Consider the following 17,950-nt stretch of genomic DNA (forward strand, 5'->3'; position numbering starts at 1 on the left):
CAGCAGCAGCCGCAGGCGCAGCAGCCCCAGCAGATGTACGCACCGGCCGGCGCGCCGGCGCCGCAGGGCGCCCCGATGGCTCCGCCGCCCGCCGCCCCCGCGCCGCCCTCCGCCTGGCAGCAGGCGATGGCCAACGCCTACACCTCGCCGATCCCGATCAAGAAGACCCACCTCGGCAACGCCCTGGCCTCCGAGTGGACGAAGATCAAGTCGGTCCGCTCCACGATGTGGACCCTGGGGATCTTCCTGCTCCTGGTCGTCGGCATCGGCCTGCTCGCCGTGGCGAACACGGACCCGGTCGACTACGCGGACATGCCGTTCACCGTCCCGGCCTTCTTCGGCCTGATGCTCGGTCAGATCTGCCTGATCACGCTCGGCGTGCTCGTCACCTCGTCCGAGTACGGCACGGGCATGATCCGTACGACGTTCACCGCGTCCCCGCAGCGCCACCGCGTCCTCGCCGCGAAGGTCATCATCTACTTCGTGGTCGCCTTCGTGGTCTCCGCGGGCTCCATCCTGCTCGTGGGCCTGGCGGCCTCGGCCGCCCACAGCGGCCCGGAGGCGGGTGACCTGCCGTGGGCGGGCACGGTCTTCAAGGGCGGTCTGTACGTCTCGCTGCTCGGCGTGCTCGCGCTCGCCGTCGGCTCGATGCTGCGGCACTCCGCGGGCGCCATCACCGCCATGCTCGGCGTGGTCCTGGTCCCGGCGATCATGCCCGCGTTCCTGATGATCTGGGAGAGCACGCAGCCGCTCGGCGAGAAGATGAACGACTACAACGCCATCACGGCGCTCGCCAAGATCTTCGGCGCGGACACCGCGGACGGCCCCGGCGGCGGCTCGCAGCTGACGCTGCTCGTCGTCGTCACGGCGGCCGCCGTCGCCGGCGCGTTCGCGCTCCTGGAGAAGCGCGACGTATAACCGCACGACACGGTGGTACGACGCCTCAGCCTCAGTACCTCGGCGCGTTACGGGACCGCTGCACCCGCGTGGTGCGGCGGTCCTTCGCGTTCCAGCACGCCTTGTGCCAGTGTCTGCGCTCGTCCACGCCGGAGTGCTCGGGCCAGGCCACCACGTGCGCGAGGGCCGAGGGGATCTCCTGGTCGCAGCCCGGGCAGCGGTACCGCTTGCCCGCCGCGCTCGCGCCCGCGACGTGGCGCACGCTCCACTCCTCGCCCTGCCAGCTCTCGGTGGACTGGAAGCCGCCGTAGCGAACCGGCGGCTGCGCGCCCGCGGACGCCTTCGGCTCTCCGGCGCCCTTGGGGCGGTTGCGACGCGGGGACACGGAAACACCTCACGGGCTGTACGGCGGTCAGGGGTGTGACCAGCCTACGCGCCACGCCCAGGGGTACCCGTGCCGCACCGAGGGCCGTCGGTCCCCTTTGCTGCACGGAAAATCCAACAATCTTCTTGCCAGGCCGTGCCTTTGGCACGTGTCACGCGTTGTTGCCCGTAGGGGGAGTGCCTGCGTCGGCGCCAAGGAGGCAGGAGTTCGATGCGTGTAGGTAGTTTTGTTCTGGCCGCCCAGTTCCCCGGACAGGGGCAGGGGGAGGCACTGCACCGCGCGGTGCGGTCCGCCGAGGTGGCCGAGGAGGCGGGGCTCGATTCGGTCTGGCTCGCCGAGCACCACTTCGTGCCGTACGGCACGTGCCCGTCGGCGGTGACCCTCGCGGCCCTGCTGCTCGGGCGGACCCGGCGGATCCGCGTCGGCACGGCCGTGAGCGTACTCCCGACCGTGCACCCCGTGGCGCTCGGCGAGCAGGCGGCGCTGCTGCACATGACGTCCGGCGGCCGGTTCTCGCTCGGCGTGGGACGCGGCGGCCCCTGGGTGGACCTGGAGGTCTTCGGGGCCGGCCTGGAGGCGTACGAGAAGGGGTTCCCGGAATCGCTCGACCTGCTGCTCCGGTGGCTGACCGAGCCCCGGGTGGAGGGCAGCGGCGGCCGGTTCTCCTTCCGCGAGGTGGCCGTCGTGCCACGCCCGCAGGAGGCGCTGCCCGGCCAGGGCGACACCGCGGGGCCCGAGGTGATCGTCGCCTGCACCTCGCCGTCCAGCGTGCGGCTCGCGGCACAGCGCTGCCTGCCCATGCTCCTCGGCATGCACGTGGGCGACGACGAGAAGGCCGAAATGGTGGCCTTGTGGAATCGGCACGCCCGTGCCGCCGGGCACACCCCCGAGAGGGTCGCCGCCGCCTCGCACGTCTCCGCCGGGGTCGCGCAGATCGCGGACCGGCGCGTGGAGGCGGCCGAGACCTTACAGAAGGCGATGCCCGGCTGGCTGAAGCAGGGCCTGGACGCCCATGTGACCGTGGACGGCAGGCACCGGGCCATGCGGGACCCTGCGGCCTACACCGAGCTGCTGTGCGGGCTCCATCCCGTGGGCACCCCGCAGGTGTGCGCCGACCGGCTCGCCGCCACGTCCGAGCGCACCGGCATCACGCGCTTCGCGCTGCTCGTGGAGGGCTCGGGCGACCTCGCGGCCACGGAGGAGAACGTGCGAAGGCTGGGCGCGGAAGTACTGCCCCAGCTCGGCTGAGATCCACCGTCCGGCTGAGGAGCTGCCGCTCCGGACTGAAACACCTCCCGCGTACGGAGCGGCAGCAACAGACGTCAGCAGTCCCGCAGTTCGGGCGACTGGTTGAGCAGCTGCCCCCGGATCGACGTGAAACGGGCGAGCCGGTCGTCCACCGAAGGATCCAGCGGGAACACCGCGACGCGGTGGCAGTTCTGGAATGCCAGACGCACTCCGAAGTGCCGCTGCAGGGCACCGCGAATCGCGTCACTCGCGAGCGCGCGCAGCAGCTGACCGCGTGCCTGCTCGTCCGGCGGCGGGGTCTGGTTGTCGGCGAACTCGCCGCCGTCGACCTTGAGCTGGGCCACCAGGGAGCTGATCATCTCCCATGCGTAAGGCAGGGAGGTCCGGACGCAGTCGACGAATTCTGCTTCATCGACCTCGCCTCGCTCGGCCTGTTCCAACAGTGCCGGTGAGACGTCGAGCGACATGGGTTCTCCTCTCGCACCCCCGGGGAGCGGGGGCCTACGGACAGGGATGGAGTCCGCCTACGCAGCGTGCACGGATGACGACCTCTTGCTTCTACGGTAGGCACCGGGCGGTGCCTACACCAGAAGATTGGGCGCATAACCGGCCAGGATCGAACAGGTCCATCGCCGGACAAGTCGCTCCCGCGGCGGGTGAGGGGTGGGCGAATCGCGCGCACCCGCCCCGGTCGAGTAGCGTTGCGCCCCATGCGTCTCGTCATTGCCCGATGCTCCGTGGACTACGCGGGCCGGCTCACCGCCCATCTCCCGTCGGCCCCCCGCCTGATCCTCGTGAAGGCGGACGGCAGCGTCTCGATCCACGCGGACGACAGGGCTTACAAACCGCTCAACTGGATGTCTCCGCCCTGCACATTGAAGGAGGGGACCGGGGACGACGCGGGTGTGTGGACCGTCGTGAACAAGGCGGGCGAGAAGCTCATCATCACGATGGAGGAAGTCCTCCACGACTCCTCGCACGAGCTGGGCGTGGACCCCGGCCTCATCAAGGACGGTGTGGAAGCGCATCTCCAGGAGCTGCTCGCCGACCGGATCGAGACACTCGGCGAGGGTTACTCACTCATTCGTCGCGAGTACATGACGGCGATCGGCCCGGTGGACATCCTCTGCCGCGACGCCGACGGGCAGACCGTCGCCGTCGAGATCAAGCGGCGCGGCGAGATCGACGGCGTGGAGCAACTCACCCGCTATCTGGAGCTGTTGAACCGCGACCCGCACCTGGCGCCCGTCCGGGGCATCTTCGCCGCCCAGGAGATCAAGCCGCAGGCCCGCGTCCTCGCCACGGACCGCGGCATCGGCTGCACCGTCCTGGACTACAACGCGCTGCGGGGCATCGAGGACGACAAGCTGCGGCTGTTCTGACCGCACGCACATGCCGAAGGGCCGGGTCCTGAGGGGCCCGGCCCTTCGGCGTGTCGGCTCAGGCGCCGGGCGTCGTCCCGCCCGAGCCGCTCGCCGAGTCCGACTGGTCGGGCGAGGTGGGCGGGTCGTCGGTCGCCGGCGGTGTCGACGGCGGGGTGCTGGGGGGCGTGCTCGGCGGGGTCGTGGGCGGAGTGGTCGGCGGGTCCGTCGGCTTGTCGGACGGCTTCGTCGGCTTGTCCGAGGGCTTGGTCGGCTTGTCCGTCGGCTTGTCGGACGGCTTGTCCGAGGGCGAGCCGGACGGCTTGCCGCTGCCGCTCGGCGTGGTCGACGGCTGCCCGCTGCCGCTCGGCTTCGGGTCGTCCGAGGTGCCGGCGGCGCCGCCGTCGCCCGGGGTGTCGCCGCGGCTCGTGGCGTCCTGCCGCGGTTTGTCGGCGGTGAGGCCGTCGTCGTCGCGGTCCTCCTTCGCGGACTGCTCCGTGGTGACCTTGTCGTCGGGCGGGTCGTTGTTGTCGGACGTGGCGCCGAGGGTGACGACGGTGCCGAGGACCGCGGCGAGGAGGGCTCCGGCGCCGGCGGCGACGAGGTTGCGCCGGGTGCCGCTGATGATGGAGCGGCGGCTCGGTGCGGGGCCCGCCCCGACGGCGGGCGTCACCTTGCTGGTGACGAGCGTGTCCGGCTCCGGGGGCGGCTGGGGCAGCGCGAAGGCTGCGGGTATGCCGCCGGGGGGCGACGCCGACTCCTCGTAGCGGGCGTCGGGCACCTCTTCGCCCGCGGCCGTGCGCCCGCCGGGCTGCGCGCCGCCCGAGCGGTCGGCGACCAGGGCGAGGGCCCTGCGCCCGGAGATCATGCCGCGCTTGTCGGCGAGCGCGCCGCGGAGCCCGATGGAGGCCTCCAGCTCGGCGCGGGCCCGGTCAAGCTGGCCGCCGCAGAGCGCGAGGATCCCCAACTCGTGGTGGAAGTACGCCTCTTCGGCGACCTCGCCCGCATTCCGCGCGGCTTCCTGGCCGGACCGCAGGGCACGCTCCCAGGCGCCCCAGTCGAGCCCGCCGGCGAAGGCGGGCGCCGCGGTGCGGGCGAGCAGCACGGCCGCGCCGGCCTGGGTGGCGACCAGGGCGCCGAGCGCGGCGTGCACGGCGTCGGCCTCGGCGGCGACGCGCTCCGGGGTGACGGAGGGGTGTCCTGCCCACCAGGCGTAGTGCTGGGCGGCAGTCAGGGCGTGCTCGGCCGCCTCGTCGGCGTATCCGGCGGCCTCCAGCTGGGCGCGCACGCCCGCGGCGAGGCGGTAGTGGGCGCCGACCGGGGTGACGAGGGCGCAGCTGACCAGTTCGGCGAGGGCCGCGTCGGCGTGGGTGTCGCCGACGAGGGCGGGCAGGTGGGCCTGGTGCGGCAGCTCGCCGCCGAGGGCGACGGCGAACTTCAGGGTGGCGCGGGCGGACGGGCTGAGCCGTGCGGCGAGCAGGGCGGCGGGTGCGGCGCCGTCGGCGAGCGAGGGCAGCGGGATCTCGGGGACGTCGTCGGGGTCGGCGTCGACGGGGGTCTCGGCGAAGTAGCCGTGCTCCTCGAAGACGTGCGGGTCGGCGCGCAGCTGGTCGCGCTGGCGGAGCAGGGCGCCCGCCTGGACGAAGCGCAGCGGCAGCCCCTCGGACTCGAACCACAGGTCGCCCGCCCAGTTGGCCTCCTCGTCGTCGAGGACGCGGCCGACGGCGCGCTCCAGGAGTTCCAGGCCGCCGCCCCGGCCGAGCCCGCCGAGGAAGACCTCTTCGAGGTGGCAGTCGGCGGAGGGGGCCGCCACGTCGGGCGTGGTGGCGATGAGGAAGGCGCACTCGGGGGTCGCGTCGAGCAGCTCGTCGAGGCCGGCGCCGCCGAACTCCAGGTCGTCGAGGACGACGACGGCGCCGATGTCGCGGACCAGGTCGAGCAGCTGGGCGCGGTCGGGGCGGTACAGGGGTGCGTCGTGGACGGCGGCGAAGAGGTCGTGGAGCAGCTCTCCGGGTGTCCTGCGGTAGCCGGAGAGACGGACGACGCCGTCGGGGGCGAGGTCCGCGCAGTCGTCGGCGACCGCGTCGAGGAGGGCGGTGCGGCCCGATCCGGCGGGTCCGGTCAGCCGTACGGAACGGCCGCGCGCGAGGAGCCGTGCGAGGCGCTCACGCTCTTCCTGGCGCTCCAGGAGCGGCAGCCTGGGCAGCGCGGGGCCCGGCGGCACGGGCGGCAGCGAGGCGCGGCGCAGTTCGGCGCGCTCGGCGGCGGTGCGCTTGGCGGGCCGCTCCGGCTGCTCCCCGGGCGGGCAGGGTTCTATCTCGCTGCCGTCGACGGGGTTGACGGTGAGCAGGAAGTCGCCCGAGACGAGCTGGACGGTGCGGGCGAGGGCGGGCGCGGGCTGACCGAAATCAGGGGTCAGGGGGTCGCGCGGCGGCCGCCCGGTGCGCGCCGCCGCGTCGGTGCCGTCGCGCATGCCGTCTTCGGTGCCGTCGCGGCCGTACTCTTCGGGTCCCCGGTTCATCGGGTCCATGGTCTCAGCCCCCCAGATGCGTCGTGTGCACAGCCCCCTCCGGCCTTCGTGCACACTGCGCTGTCGCTTCTGGTCCGGTGCCCCCGTGCGGGTCCGTCTGTCGGTGGGCGACCGAACCCTAGACCTTCGCTCAGTATCTACGAGTGGGCGGGGTACCGCCCCGTCCGAGACGTCACAGTCTCGTGAGGATTGTGCGTGAGGTGCGGTTCAGGATCGTTCAGGCTCTGGGGAGCGATTCGACACCGATGCCGCCTTCGATGGCGAGGATCCGGTGGAGCCGGGTCGCCACGAGAAGGCGCTGCATCTGCGGTGGCACGTGGCGCAGGACGAGCCTGCGTCCGCACCGCCCGGCGCGGCGGTGCGCGCCCATGATGACGCCGAGTCCCGTGGCGTCCCACGAGTCGAGTTCGGACAGGTCGAGCACCAGGTCGCCGGCGCCGTCGTCGACGGCCGAGTGCAGGACCGTGCGGGCGTCCGCCGCGCTGCGTACGTCGAGGCGTCCCCCGACGACCAGCTGGGCCTGGTCGCCCCTGATGTGCATATGCGCTCCCCGAGAGTGCTGTGTCTGCTGTGACGCCCGATACGTAGGGCGTCTGCGTATGTCACTGCAACTGACTGCCGCGTGGGCGAGGAAGTTGCCGTCTGTAAGCGAACCGATACCGAATTCACTCCGAGGGGTGACCCGCCGGGTGGCAAAGCACCCGACGGGGCGTCAGACGGCGTACGTCAGTGCTGGTTCAGTGCTTGTAGAACCCTTGCCCGCTCTTGCGCCCGATGTCACCGGCGTCAACCATCCGGCGCATCAGCTCCGGCGGCGCGAACTTCTCGTCCTGGGACTCCGTGTAGATGTTGCTGGTGGCGTGCAGCAGGATGTCGACGCCGGTGAGGTCGGCGGTCGCGAGCGGGCCCATGGCGTGGCCGAAGCCGAGCTTGCAGGCGATGTCGATGTCCTCGGCGGTGGCGACGCCCGACTCGTAGAGCTTGGCGGCCTCGACGACGAGCGCGGAGATCAGCCGGGTCGTCACGAAGCCGGCGACGTCGCGGTTGACGACGATGCAGGTCTTGCCGACCGACTCGGCGAACTCCCGGGTGCGGGTGAGGGTTTCGTCGCTGGTCTTGAGGCCGCGCACGAGCTCGCAGAGCTGCATCATCGGGACGGGCGAGAAGAAGTGGGCGCCGACGACGCGCTCCGGGCGCTCCGTGACGGCCGCGATCTTCGTGATCGGGATGGCCGAGGTGTTGGAGGCGAGCACGGCGTCGTCGCGCACGAGCTTGTCGAGCGTGCGGAAGATCTCGTGCTTGACCTCCAGCTTCTCGAAGACGGCCTCGACGACGATGTCGGCGTCGGCGACGGCGTCCATGTCGGTGGTCGTCGTGATGCGCGCGAGCGCGGCCTCGGCGTCGTCGGCGGCGAGCTTGCCCTTGCTCACGAACTTGTCGTAGGACGCCTTGATCCCGTCGGTGCCCCGGGTCAGTGCCTCGTCGGTGACGTCGCGCAGGACGACGTCCCAGCCCGCCTGGGCGGAGACCTGAGCGATGCCGGACCCCATGAGTCCGGCTCCGATGACGGCGAGCTTCCGTGCCACTGTTCCGACTCCCCTACCGCTTGTCTCGCTTGGCTCACACGCTGTTCACGTATGCCTCTCCGGCGCACGTTAGCGGTCGTGAGCGCGCCTGTGGCGGTGAAGAGATGCGCGTCACGTCTCAAATGACGGACATCACACTGGTACGCCTCACCGGGCGGCGCGCACCGCGTAGTTGAGGACCTTCTCGCCGAGCAGGTCCTCCATCTCGTCGAGCAGCACGAGCGCTTCCCGGGAGACCTCGGCGGGCTCGCGGGACTTGGACATCTCGTCGCCGATCCAGGCCATGAGCGTGCTGTGGAGCCAGGAGAGCTGACCCGCGATCAGTCCGGGCATGGGGTCGTCGGCGGCGGCCCCGGTCTCCTCGGCGAGGGTCTTCGTGAGGTGCGTGAGCGCTTCCTGCTGGATCGCCCAGAGCCGGGAGCGCAGGGCGTGCGCCTCGGTGATGACCTTCATGAAGTCGGCCCAGCCGGGGAAGAGCCCGATGCCGGGCGAGACACCTTCCACGTCGGCGCGCAGCTCGCGCAGGACGGCGGCCGCGGCGGACTCCCCCGACCGGCGGCCGCGCACATAGCCGGAGAGGCGGTCGACGACGGCCTCGCCCCGGTCGAGGAACAGGTCCTCCTTGGCCGGGAAGTAGTTGTAGACGGTGTTGACGGAGACGTCCGCCGCCTCCGCGATCTCCGCGATGGTCACCGCGCCGAAGCCCCGCTCCAGGAAGAGCCCGGTCGCGATGTCCGAGATCCGCTGCTTCGTCTGCCGTTTCTTGCGCTCCCTCAGTCCCTCACTCATGGCCCCATCCTAGGGTCTCTGAAATTTTGGGGCGATTGCAAAATTTCAGAGACTCTGTTTTTGTGGTCTACATGGCAATCATCAGCACCTCCGGGCTCGCCCGGACCTTCCAGACCAAGGGCGGCCCCGTCGAAGCCGTGCGCGGCATCGACCTGCGCGTACGGCCCGGCGAGATCCTCGGCTTCCTCGGGCCGAACGGCGCGGGCAAGACGACCACGCTGCGCATGCTCACCACGCTGCTCGCGCCCACCGGCGGCGCCGCCACCGTCGCGGGCTGCGACCTGGCCAGGGACCCCGCCGGCGTCCGGAGCAGGATCGGGTACGTGGCCCAGTCGGGTGGCGTCGACCTGAGCGTCTCCGTACGCGAGGAACTCGTCACCCAGGGCCGGCTCTACCGCCTGTCGAAGTCCCGCGCCGAGGCCCGCGCCGACGAGCTGGCACACGACCTCGGCCTCACCGAGCTGCTCGAACGTCCCTGCGCGGCGCTCTCCGGCGGCCAGCGCAGGCGGCTCGACATCGCCATGGGGCTCACCCACCGGCCCGAGGTGCTCTTCCTCGACGAGCCGACCACCGGCCTCGACCCGGGCAGCCGGGCCGACCTGTGGGAGCTGGTGCGGCGGCTGCGCGACGAGCACGGCACGACGGTCTTCCTCACCACGCACTACCTCGACGAGGCCGACGCGCTCTCCGACCGCCTGGTCGTCGTGGACCGGGGCGTCGTCGTCGCCGACGGCACGCCGAGCGCCCTCAAGCTCCAGTACGGCGGCTCGATCGACGCCACGCTCCAGGACACCTTTCTCGCCATCACCGGGCGCGACATCGCCCCCGCGGACACGACCCCCGTCGCCGTCTGACCTTCACGCACCGATCCGGGACCCCCACCATGCCTGCACTGCTCTCCGACACCGCGCTGATCTTCGGGCGGTACGCCCGGCAGACCCTCCGCTCCAAGTTCCAGATCCTCTTCGGCGTCCTCACTCCCCTGCTCTACCTGCTCTTCTTCGGTCCGCTCCTCACCGATCTGCCGCTCGGCTCGCAGGGTGACTCCTGGCAGGTGCTCGTGCCCGGGCTGCTGCTGCAACTGGGCCTCTTCGGCGCCACGTTCAGCGGTTTCGCGCTCATCATCGAGAAGCAGTTCGGCGTGGTGGAGCGGATGCGGGTGACGCCCGTCAGCCGGCTCGCGCTGCTCCTCGGGCGGATCCTGCGCGACGCCGCGCTCTTCGTCTTCCAGGCCGTGCTGCTCGTGCTCGCCGCGCTGGCGATGGGGCTCAGGGCGCCGCTCGGCGGCATCCTCATCGGCTTCGCGTTCGTGGCGCTGCTGACCGCGGGGCTCGCCTCCCTCTCGTACGCGCTGGCCATGAAGGTCTCCAAGGCGCACGAGTTCGGCCCCGCCGTGAACGCGGTGAGCATGCCCTCGATGCTGCTGTCGGGGCTCATGCTGCCGATGGCCCTCGCGCCCACCTGGCTGGACGTGGTCTCCCACTTCATGCCGTTCCGCTATCTGGTCGACGCGGTGCGCGCGGGATACGTCGGGGAGTACGCGACCACGACCATGCTGTACGGCGTCCTGATGGCCCTCGCGTTCGTCATGCTCTCCGTGACGGTGGGCACACGCGTCTTTCAGCGGACCGGGGCCTAGGCCTCACAGGAACCGGCGAATGGGCCGGACACTCACCTCACGGGCCCGCTGGAGGAGGGAACGTCTCTTCCACCGGCCCACCCGGATCAGCTCACTGGCCCGCACGTCGTCGTCGAAGTGCCCGTCCAGCGTCGCGGTGAACTCCTGGTCCAGGACGGCGAGCATGACCTCCTCGTCGTGATCGAGGGAGCGACGGTTGAAGTTGGTCGAGCCGATCAGCGCGGCGACGCCGTCGACGGTGATGACCTTGGCGTGCATCATCGTCGGCTGGTACTCGTGGATCCTCACCCCACAGCCGATGAGGTCCTCGTAGTAGTGCTGCCCGGCCAGCCGGCAGACCCGCTTGTCGGTGTGCGGCCCGGGCAGCACGATCTCCACCTCGACCCCGCGCCGCGCGGTGGCGCAGAGCAGCTCGACGAAGTACGCGTCCGGGGAGAAGTAGGCCGTGGCCAGCCGGAAGCGCTCCTCGGCGGACTCGAGCATGACGCGGATCAGGGTCTGCATGTCCTGCCAGCCGAAGCTGGCCGAGCCGCGCACCACCTGCACGACGGCGTCGCCCTGGGGGCGGTGCCTGATGAACCGGTCCCGGTCGTCGAAGAGTTCGCCGTGGCACTCGGCCCAGTTCTGCGCGAACGCCGCGGCGATGCCGTCCACCGCGGGGCCGTGCACCTCGACGTGGGTGTCGCGCCACTCGCCGGGGTTGCGGGCGTCGCCGCACCACTCCTCGGCGATGCCCACCCCGCCGGTGAAGGCGGTCTCCTCGTCGACGACGAGGACCTTGCGGTGACAGCGGTGGTTCTGCTTGAGGGGCGACAGATGCAGCGGCTTGCGGAACCACGTCACCTGCACCCCGGCCCGCTCCATCACCCGCAACTGCTCGTCCTCGATCAGCCGGCTGCCGAAGCCGTCGAGCAGCAGCCGCACCCGCAGCCCGGCGCGCGCCCGCTCCGCGAGGGCGTCGGCGAACCGGCGGGCGATGTCGCCCTTCCAGTAGACGAAGGTCATCATGTCGACCGTGTGCTCGGCGGAGTGGATCGCGGCCAGCATGGCGGTGAAGATCTCGTCGCCGTTGCGCAGGACGGTCAGCGCGTTGCCCTCGGTCGCCGCGATGCCGATCAGCCGCTCCAGGCGCCGCCGTATCCGCGCGACGCGATCCGGTACCGCCGGGCGGCCGGGCGCTCCGGTGGCGTCCGAGGCCGGCTCGGCGGACTCCTGCGTACGGGTCATGACATTCCCTGGCCGGAACACGACGAGGAAACGTCGGGCCGCGGCGCCCGGTCCGGCACGGGCTGAGCGGCGAGCCGACTGTACCCCCGCCCCGCGGGCGGGCCGCGGGCGCCGCATGGGCCGTCGCTGCGGGGGCACACGGCAGACGTACCCGACCTCAAGGAGCCCGTCATGATGGTTGTCGGTATCGTCGCCGTCTGCGTCGTCCTGGCCGTCCTCGCCTTCCTCGTCCCCCGCCTCTCCCGGCACCCCGAACGCGGCACCCAGCGCACCCTGGGAGCCGGTTCGCGCGCCGGCGGCAAGGCCCCCGGCATCCTGGGCCGGATCTTCAGCAAGCCCTTCCGCAGCAGCTCCAAGGCGGTGGGCCGCAGCGGCTCCGCCGGCCGCCGTGCCCGGGGCCGCATGCCGTTCTGACTACGCTGTCCCGCATGGTCAATCTGACGCGCATCTACACCAGGACCGGCGACCAGGGGACGACGGCCCTCGGGGACATGAGCCGCACCGCCAAGACCGATCTGCGGATCGCGGCGTACGCCGACGCCAACGAGGCCAACGCGGCCATCGGCACGGCGATCGCGCTCGGCAGCCTCGACGAGGAGGTCGTGAAGGTCCTCGTCCGGGTCCAGAACGACCTCTTCGACGTGGGCGCCGACCTCTCCACTCCGGTCGTCGAGGACCCGAAGTATCCGCCGCTGCGCGTCGAGCAGAGCTACATCGACAAGCTGGAGGCGGACTGCGACCGCTTCCTTGAGGACCTGGAGAAGCTCCGCAGCTTCATCCTGCCGGGCGGCACGCCGGGCGCGGCGCTGCTGCACCAGGCGTGCACGGTGGTGCGGCGGGCCGAGCGGTCGACATGGGCGGCCCTGGAGACGCACGGAGACGTGATGAATCCACTGACCGCGACCTACCTGAACCGCCTCTCCGACCTCCTCTTCATCCTGGCCCGCACGGCCAACAAGGAGGTGGGGGACGTGCTGTGGGTGCCGGGGGGCGAGCGCTAGGCCCCTCGCTCTCAGGCTTTCGTCAGGGGCCGGTCCTCGTCCCGCTCCCGCGGGGCAGGTCCCGGGCCCTTCTTCGGGAAGAGCGTGTACGTCCCGGCGATGACGACGTTGATCCCGATCACCCACAGCATCTTCTGCTGCCACATCCGCAGCGACGAGATCTCACCGTCCCCGCCCACGTACCAGACCGCGCCCTGCAGCAGGGCCATGGCGATCAGCGCGGCGAGGATCCAGCGGGCGGCGAGCTTCCACTCGTGGACGGCGCGGGCGGTGCCGTACTTCGGGGTCGAAGGGGCGGGGCCGCCCGCGAAGCGGTGGGCGACTCGGACGTCCACCCACTTGATCGTGTAGTGGCCGAGCGCGATCGAGTAGCCGATGTAGACGGCGGCGAGGCCGTGCTTCCAGTCCGGCTCGGCGCCGTTCTTCAGGTCGATCGCGGTGACGACGAACAGCAGGACTTCGAGCAGCGGCTCGCACAGCAGGACGGCGACGCTCGTGCGCGGCATCCTCGCCCAGTAGCGCAGGGCGAGCCCGGCGGCGAGCAGCACCCAGAAGCCGACCTCGCAGATGACGATCAGCGCGACGATCACGGCGCTCTCCTTGTGTTCGCTTCCCCGGTCACCCTTCAAGGCTCGCGTTCCGGAGGCCGCTGATCGTCGTCGTCAGTGACGATGTGGGACTGCATCCTTCGATGTAGCGGGCGGTTCCTCCCTCAGGATCAGGCAGGGGGCCGCCGCGCCGTGTTGGATGGACCCATGGCCCTGTCCCTTCCCCGCCCGCAGCGCGTCGACGTGCAGATCGCCGCGGCCAGCCTGTTCTGCGGGCTGATGCTGGAGGCGCTCGGGCTGCACTCCCAGGGGGGCCGGCCGTTCGGCGGCCACTGGTCGCTGCTGCCGCTCCTCGTCCTCGCCGGGCTCGAACTGCTGCGCAGCACCAGGCCGCAGACCGCCCTGACCTGCGGCACGATCGCGCTGGTGGCCGACCAGTTCACGTCGGGCAACCTCGCGTCGATCCTGATGTTCACGGACATCGTGTACGCGGCCGTCGTGTACGGCACCCCGGCCGCGGCCCGGCGCATCCCCGTCACCACGGGCCTGGTGACGGTGGCGGTCACCCTCGGCTTCCTCGCCTGGTTCCAGGAGGCGGAGGCCGTCCTCATCGGCTTCGTCACCGGCGTGGTCTCCTTCGCGCCCGCCACCACGGGCGTCCTCGTGCGCAACCACCGCGAGGCCGCCGAGGCGGCGAAGCTGCGGGCCGAGCAGACCGCGCTCCTGGCGGAGATGGACCGGGCCCAGGCCGTCGGCGCCGAGCGCGCCAGGATGGCCCGCGAACTGCACGACATGGTCGCCAACCACCTCTCGGCGATCGCCATCCACTCCACGGCGGCGCTCTCCCTGGACGACCCGAAGACCAGCAAGGACGCGCTGGCCGTCATCCGGGAGAACAGCGTCGAGGGGCTGGCCGAGATGCGCCGCCTCATCGGCATCCTGCGCGACGACAGCGGCGACCTGGAGCCCGCGGCCGCGCCCACCCTGGACGGCCTGGGCGCCCTCGTCGCCACCGCCCGCACGAACGGCCTCGACGTCACACTCGACGACGCGCGCACCCCGGACGGCCCGAAGCTGCCCACACCGGTGGAGCTCGCGGCGTACCGGATCGTGCAGGAGTCCCTGACGAACGCCCTGAAGCACGCGTCGCCCGGCCGCGTCACCGTGTCCCTGGTCCAGGAGCCGCGCGCCCTCACGGTCCGTGTGACCAGTCCCTACGGAGATCCCTCGGGGCCGCGCGCCCCGGGCTCGGGCGCCGGCCTCGTCGGCATGCGCGAGCGCACCGAACTGCTCGGCGGCACCTTTGAATCGGGCCCCGAGAGCAGCCCCGACGGCAAGGTCTGGAACGTCTTCGCGACCCTGCCCGTCGACCCCGCCGACGAAGGAGCCAAGGAATGATCCGGGTACTGGTCGCCGAAGACCAGTCAGCCGTGCGCGCGGGACTCGTCCTGATCCTGCGCAGCGCGTCCGACATCGAAGTCGTCGGCGAGGCGGCGGACGGCGAGGAGGCCGTCGCGCTCGCCCGCGAACTCCGTCCCGACCTGGTCCTGATGGACATACAGATGCCACGTCTCGACGGGGTGGCGGCGACCCGGCAGGTCGTCGCCGAGGGCCTCGCGGACGTCCTGGTCCTCACCACCTTCGACCTCGACGAGTACGTCTTCGGGGCGCTGCGCGCGGGCGCCTCCGGGTTCATGCTGAAGAACACGGAGGCGAAGGACCTCCTCGAAGGGGTCCGCACGGTCGCGCGCGGCGAGGGCCTGATCGCGCCGGCCGTCACCCGCCGCCTGATCGCCGAGTTCGCCGCCCCCTCGAAGGCGGTACGCGGGGAGAACGCGCCGGACCCCGCCGTCCTGGACGGCCTCACCCGCCGCGAGCGCGAGGTCCTGTCCTGCATCGGTGAGGGACTGTCCAACGCGGAGATCGCGGCCCGCCTCTCCATGGCGGAGGCGACGGTGAAGACGCACGTCAGCCGGATGCTGGGCAAGCTGGAACTGCGCAGCCGGGTGCAGGCGGCCGTCCTGGCGCAGGAGTTGGGGGTCTGAGCCGGCGGTGAACGGCTCGGAGGGGCGCCGTGGACCGTCGCGATTCGGCCATTGGTTCAGACCTCTTGACCGTTGGTCCAGACCTTTCTATTCTCACCGCACTGCGGTGAGCACTCCCCCACGTGTCCACGTGCTCACGGGCGGCGCAGGGTCCCAACCCCTAAGACCCCCGGATCTCACCCGAGGAGCACCTCGTGCGCTTCAAGAAGAGCACCAACCGCTCGAGACTCAAATTCAGACACAAGGCCGTGGCGGGCGTCACCACGCTGCTGCTCCCGCTCGCCACCCTGGTCGCCCTCGGCTCCTCCGCCGAGGCGGCACCCGACGCCGCCCCCGAGGCCACCGCCACGTACGCCAAGACCCAGGACTGGGGCAGCGGCTTCGAGGGCAAGTGGACGATCAAGAACACCGGCACCACGAGCATCAGCTCCTGGAACGTCGCCTGGGACTTCCCCACCGGCACCAGGGTGACGTCGGCCTGGGACGCCACCGTCACCAACTCGGGCAACCGCTGGACCGCCAAGAACCTCGGCTGGAACGGGACGCTCGCCCCCGGCGCCTCGGTCTCCTTCGGCTTCAACGGCACCGGCTCCGGCGCCCCCTCCAACTGCGAGCTGAACGGCGCGAGTTGTGACGGCGGCGGCGTCCCCGGCGACAACCCGCCGAGCGCCCCCGGCACCCCGACCGCCTCCGGCATCACCGACACCTCGGTCAAGCTCGACTGGAAGGCCGCAACCGACGACAAGGGCGTCAAGAACTACGACGTCCTGCGCGACGGCGCCAAGGTCGCGACGGTGACGGAGACCTCGTACTCCGACACGGGGCTGACCAAGGGAACCGACTACTCGTACACCGTCCAGGCCCGCGACACCGCAGGCCAGACGGGACCCGCCAGCGGCGCCGTCAAGGTCCGCACCACCGGCGGCGGCGACCCGGGCCCCGGCCCCGGCGACAAGGTCAAACTCGGCTACTTCACCGAGTGGGGCGTCTACCAGCGCAACTACCACGCGAAGAACATCGCGACCTCCGGCTCCGCCGAGAAGATCACGCACATCAACTACAGCTTCGGCAACGTCCAGGGCGGCAAGTGCACCATGGGCGACTCCTACGCCGCCATCGACAAGGCCTACACCGCCGACCAGTCCGTCGACGGCGTAGCCGACACCTGGGACCAGCCGCTGCGCGGCAACTTCAACCAGCTGCGCAAGCTCAAGGCCAAGTACCCGAACATCAAGATCCTCTGGTCCTTCGGCGGCTGGACCTGGTCCGGCGGCTTCACCGACGCCATGAAGAACCCGGCGGCCTTCGCCAAGTCCTGCCACGACCTGGTCGAGGACCCGCGCTGGGCCGACGTCTTCGACGGCATCGACCTGGACTGGGAGTACCCGAACGCCTGCGGCCTGTCCTGCGACACGTCGGGCCCGGCCGTCTTCAAGAACATGATGCAGGCCTTCCGCACCGAGTTCGGCGCGAAGAACCTCGTCACCGCCGCCATCACCGCCGACGCCTCCAGCGGCGGCAAGATCGACTCCGCGGATTACGGCGGCGCGGCGCAGTACAGCGACTGGTACAACGTCATGACGTACGACTTCTTCGGCGCGTGGGCGGCGAAGGGGCCGACGGCACCGCACTCGCCGCTCACGTCCTACCCGGGCATCCCGCAGGAGGGCTTCAACTCCGCGGCCGCCATCGCCAAGCTCAAGGCCAAGGGCGTGCCCGCCTCGAAGCTGCTGCTCGGCATCGGCTTCTACGGGCGGGGCTGGACCGGCGTCACCCAGAAGGAGCCCGGCGGCACCGCGACGGGGCCCGCGCCGGGCACCTATGAGCAGGGCATCGAGGACTACAAGGTCCTCAAGAACTCCTGCCCGTCCAACGGCACGGTTGCCGGTACCGCCTATGCCCACTGCGGCAGCAACTGGTGGTCGTACGACACGCCGTCGACCGTTCGCTCCAAGATGGCCTGGGCCAAGGAGCAGGGGCTTGGTGGGGCGTTCTTCTGGGAGTTCAGTGGCGATACGGCCAACGGAGAGTTGGTGTCGGCCATCAATGACGGCCTGAAGTAGCCGTCCCTGATACGAAGCCGGGAAGACAGGATCGCCCCCTGTCTTCCCGGCTTCTTCATGCCGTACGGGAAGTACTACGCCACGTTCACGCGCTGGCCCGGAGGTGCCGCCTCCAGCCACGCCAGGAAACCCGTCAGCGCGTCCTCGCTCATCGCCAGTTCCAGGCGGACGCCACGGTGCAGGCAGCCCAGGACGATCGCGTCGGAGAGCAGGGCCAGCTCCTCCTCGCCATCCGGGGCGCGGCGGTCCACGACCTCGATGGCGGAGCGCTCGAGGACCCGGCGCGGCCGGGGAGCATACGAGAAGACGCGGAACCACTCGACGCGGTCGCCGTTGTAGCGGGCGACCCCGTACCCCCAGCCCTTGCCGGACGTGTCGCCCTTCTCCGGGGCGTCCCAGCGCAGGGAGCAGTCGAAGGTGCCGCCGGAGCGCTGGATCAGCCGGCGGCGCAGTCCGAAGACGAAGAGCCCCACCAGAACCAGCACGATCAAAGCAAGTCCGCACACGAGCAGAGTGAGGATCATCGGCACCGACCTCCTCGCCTCTACTGTCGGCCGACGGGCCGACAACGGACCAATACATTGCACCCGCATTGCCTCAGCCGCGACCCGGTCCGGAACCTTCCCGGACC

Annotated in this window: 19 protein-coding genes; 10 read left to right on the top strand and 9 right to left on the bottom strand. The window is 71.1% G+C overall.

Annotated elements, in window-relative coordinates:
- Positions 1–75 precede the first annotated feature (75 nt).
- A complete protein-coding gene (locus ACZ7LU_RS12620; RefSeq protein WP_398301462.1) occupies positions 76–918 on the top strand; it encodes an ABC transporter permease in 843 nt (280 codons plus the stop codon).
- A gap of 31 nt (positions 919–949) precedes the next feature.
- Here the strand turns inward: ACZ7LU_RS12620 and ACZ7LU_RS12625 are convergent, their stop codons facing one another.
- Positions 950–1,282 (bottom strand): ATP/GTP-binding protein, encoded by a 333-nt coding sequence (locus ACZ7LU_RS12625; RefSeq protein ID WP_398301269.1) that lies wholly within the window; start codon positions 1,280–1,282, stop codon positions 950–952.
- Between the two features lie 210 nt (positions 1,283–1,492).
- On the opposite strand from ACZ7LU_RS12625, the gene ACZ7LU_RS12630 reads away from it, so the two are divergent.
- Positions 1,493–2,530: an LLM class flavin-dependent oxidoreductase gene (locus ACZ7LU_RS12630; RefSeq protein WP_471916693.1), complete on the top strand. Its 1,038-nt coding sequence runs from the start codon at positions 1,493–1,495 to the stop codon at positions 2,528–2,530.
- Between the two features lie 74 nt (positions 2,531–2,604).
- Here ACZ7LU_RS12630 and ACZ7LU_RS12635 read toward each other — a convergent pair whose 3' ends face one another.
- Positions 2,605–2,997, bottom strand: coding sequence for an SCO5389 family protein (locus ACZ7LU_RS12635; protein WP_355802756.1), 393 nt, complete (start codon positions 2,995–2,997; stop codon positions 2,605–2,607).
- Positions 2,998–3,240: 243 nt separating this feature from the next.
- Between ACZ7LU_RS12635 and nucS the strand changes: the two genes are divergently transcribed.
- The gene (gene nucS, locus ACZ7LU_RS12640) at positions 3,241–3,912 is read left to right on the top strand and encodes an endonuclease NucS (RefSeq protein ID WP_362990291.1); all 672 of its coding nucleotides are present in this window, start codon (positions 3,241–3,243) and stop codon (positions 3,910–3,912) included.
- Between the two features lie 58 nt (positions 3,913–3,970).
- Here nucS and ACZ7LU_RS12645 read toward each other — a convergent pair whose 3' ends face one another.
- The 4 genes from ACZ7LU_RS12645 to ACZ7LU_RS12660 form a co-directional block, all read right to left on the bottom strand.
- Complete coding sequence (locus tag ACZ7LU_RS12645) at positions 3,971–6,421, bottom strand: ATP-binding protein (protein WP_471916694.1); 2,451 nt, start codon at positions 6,419–6,421, stop codon at positions 3,971–3,973.
- 217 nt (positions 6,422–6,638) lie between these two features.
- The gene (locus tag ACZ7LU_RS12650; protein WP_030792181.1) at positions 6,639–6,962 is read right to left on the bottom strand and encodes an STAS domain-containing protein; all 324 of its coding nucleotides are present in this window, start codon (positions 6,960–6,962) and stop codon (positions 6,639–6,641) included.
- A gap of 196 nt (positions 6,963–7,158) precedes the next feature.
- On the bottom strand, positions 7,159–8,007 hold the full coding sequence (locus ACZ7LU_RS12655; protein ID WP_471916695.1) for a 3-hydroxyacyl-CoA dehydrogenase family protein: 849 nt from the start codon (positions 8,005–8,007) through the stop codon (positions 7,159–7,161).
- 147 nt (positions 8,008–8,154) lie between these two features.
- Positions 8,155–8,796, bottom strand: coding sequence for a TetR/AcrR family transcriptional regulator (locus tag ACZ7LU_RS12660; protein ID WP_471916696.1), 642 nt, complete (start codon positions 8,794–8,796; stop codon positions 8,155–8,157).
- A gap of 71 nt (positions 8,797–8,867) precedes the next feature.
- Here ACZ7LU_RS12660 and ACZ7LU_RS12665 point away from each other — a divergent pair, with 71 nt between their 5' ends.
- Positions 8,868–9,650, top strand: coding sequence for an ABC transporter ATP-binding protein (locus tag ACZ7LU_RS12665; protein ID WP_471916697.1), 783 nt, complete (start codon positions 8,868–8,870; stop codon positions 9,648–9,650).
- Between the two features lie 29 nt (positions 9,651–9,679).
- Positions 9,680–10,435 (top strand): ABC transporter permease, encoded by a 756-nt coding sequence (locus tag ACZ7LU_RS12670; RefSeq protein WP_398301256.1) that lies wholly within the window; start codon positions 9,680–9,682, stop codon positions 10,433–10,435.
- Positions 10,436–10,438: 3 nt separating this feature from the next.
- Here the strand turns inward: ACZ7LU_RS12670 and ACZ7LU_RS12675 are convergent, their stop codons facing one another.
- A complete protein-coding gene (locus tag ACZ7LU_RS12675; RefSeq protein WP_468718370.1) occupies positions 10,439–11,662 on the bottom strand; it encodes a phospholipase D-like domain-containing protein in 1,224 nt (407 codons plus the stop codon).
- 171 nt (positions 11,663–11,833) lie between these two features.
- Here ACZ7LU_RS12675 and ACZ7LU_RS12680 point away from each other — a divergent pair, with 171 nt between their 5' ends.
- Positions 11,834–12,076 (top strand): DUF6411 family protein, encoded by a 243-nt coding sequence (locus tag ACZ7LU_RS12680; protein ID WP_398301252.1) that lies wholly within the window; start codon positions 11,834–11,836, stop codon positions 12,074–12,076.
- 14 nt (positions 12,077–12,090) lie between these two features.
- Positions 12,091–12,663, top strand: coding sequence for a cob(I)yrinic acid a,c-diamide adenosyltransferase (locus tag ACZ7LU_RS12685; RefSeq protein ID WP_468718369.1), 573 nt, complete (start codon positions 12,091–12,093; stop codon positions 12,661–12,663).
- An 11-nt stretch (positions 12,664–12,674) separates the two neighbouring features.
- Here ACZ7LU_RS12685 and ACZ7LU_RS12690 read toward each other — a convergent pair whose 3' ends face one another.
- Entirely contained in the window at positions 12,675–13,253 is a 579-nt protein-coding gene (locus ACZ7LU_RS12690; protein ID WP_468313775.1) for a hypothetical protein, read from the bottom strand.
- 165 nt (positions 13,254–13,418) lie between these two features.
- On the opposite strand from ACZ7LU_RS12690, the gene ACZ7LU_RS12695 reads away from it, so the two are divergent.
- The 3 genes from ACZ7LU_RS12695 to ACZ7LU_RS12705 all read left to right on the top strand — a co-directional run bounded on the left by ACZ7LU_RS12695 (position 13,419) and on the right by ACZ7LU_RS12705 (position 17,319).
- The gene (locus tag ACZ7LU_RS12695) at positions 13,419–14,609 is read left to right on the top strand and encodes a sensor histidine kinase (protein WP_468563687.1); all 1,191 of its coding nucleotides are present in this window, start codon (positions 13,419–13,421) and stop codon (positions 14,607–14,609) included.
- The gene (locus ACZ7LU_RS12700) at positions 14,606–15,256 is read left to right on the top strand and encodes a response regulator (protein WP_398301243.1); all 651 of its coding nucleotides are present in this window, start codon (positions 14,606–14,608) and stop codon (positions 15,254–15,256) included. Before ACZ7LU_RS12695 ends, ACZ7LU_RS12700 begins: the two co-directional genes overlap by 4 nt.
- Positions 15,257–15,450: 194 nt before the next feature.
- Positions 15,451–17,319: a glycosyl hydrolase family 18 protein gene (locus ACZ7LU_RS12705; RefSeq protein ID WP_398301241.1), complete on the top strand. Its 1,869-nt coding sequence runs from the start codon at positions 15,451–15,453 to the stop codon at positions 17,317–17,319.
- Between the two features lie 74 nt (positions 17,320–17,393).
- Here the strand turns inward: ACZ7LU_RS12705 and ACZ7LU_RS12710 are convergent, their stop codons facing one another.
- Positions 17,394–17,843, bottom strand: a complete 450-nt coding sequence (locus tag ACZ7LU_RS12710; RefSeq protein ID WP_398301239.1) for a DUF2550 domain-containing protein — start codon at positions 17,841–17,843, stop codon at positions 17,394–17,396.
- Positions 17,844–17,950 lie beyond the last annotated feature (107 nt).

The organism is Streptomyces sp. NPDC039462 (assembly GCF_055639375.1).

Bases quoted from the DNA above. Each gene is read 5' to 3' on its own strand.
- ACZ7LU_RS12660 (WP_471916696.1), bottom strand. From the start codon at position 8,796: ATGAGTGAGGGACTGAGGGAGCGCAAGAAACGGCAGACGAAGCAGCGG.
- ACZ7LU_RS12710 (WP_398301239.1), bottom strand. From the start codon at position 17,843: ATGATCCTCACTCTGCTCGTGTGCGGACTTGCTTTGATCGTGCTGGTT.
- ACZ7LU_RS12650 (WP_030792181.1), bottom strand. From the start codon at position 6,962: ATGCACATCAGGGGCGACCAGGCCCAGCTGGTCGTCGGGGGACGCCTC.
- ACZ7LU_RS12670 (WP_398301256.1), top strand. From the start codon at position 9,680: ATGCCTGCACTGCTCTCCGACACCGCGCTGATCTTCGGGCGGTACGCC.
- nucS (WP_362990291.1), top strand. From the start codon at position 3,241: ATGCGTCTCGTCATTGCCCGATGCTCCGTGGACTACGCGGGCCGGCTC.
- ACZ7LU_RS12635 (WP_355802756.1), bottom strand. From the start codon at position 2,997: ATGTCGCTCGACGTCTCACCGGCACTGTTGGAACAGGCCGAGCGAGGC.
- ACZ7LU_RS12675 (WP_468718370.1), bottom strand. From the start codon at position 11,662: ATGACCCGTACGCAGGAGTCCGCCGAGCCGGCCTCGGACGCCACCGGA.
- ACZ7LU_RS12630 (WP_471916693.1), top strand. From the start codon at position 1,493: ATGCGTGTAGGTAGTTTTGTTCTGGCCGCCCAGTTCCCCGGACAGGGG.
- ACZ7LU_RS12685 (WP_468718369.1), top strand. From the start codon at position 12,091: ATGGTCAATCTGACGCGCATCTACACCAGGACCGGCGACCAGGGGACG.
- ACZ7LU_RS12620 (WP_398301462.1), top strand. From the start codon at position 76: ATGGCTCCGCCGCCCGCCGCCCCCGCGCCGCCCTCCGCCTGGCAGCAG.
- ACZ7LU_RS12695 (WP_468563687.1), top strand. From the start codon at position 13,419: ATGGCCCTGTCCCTTCCCCGCCCGCAGCGCGTCGACGTGCAGATCGCC.
- ACZ7LU_RS12680 (WP_398301252.1), top strand. From the start codon at position 11,834: ATGATGGTTGTCGGTATCGTCGCCGTCTGCGTCGTCCTGGCCGTCCTC.
- ACZ7LU_RS12700 (WP_398301243.1), top strand. From the start codon at position 14,606: ATGATCCGGGTACTGGTCGCCGAAGACCAGTCAGCCGTGCGCGCGGGA.
- ACZ7LU_RS12665 (WP_471916697.1), top strand. From the start codon at position 8,868: ATGGCAATCATCAGCACCTCCGGGCTCGCCCGGACCTTCCAGACCAAG.
- ACZ7LU_RS12645 (WP_471916694.1), bottom strand. From the start codon at position 6,421: ATGGACCCGATGAACCGGGGACCCGAAGAGTACGGCCGCGACGGCACC.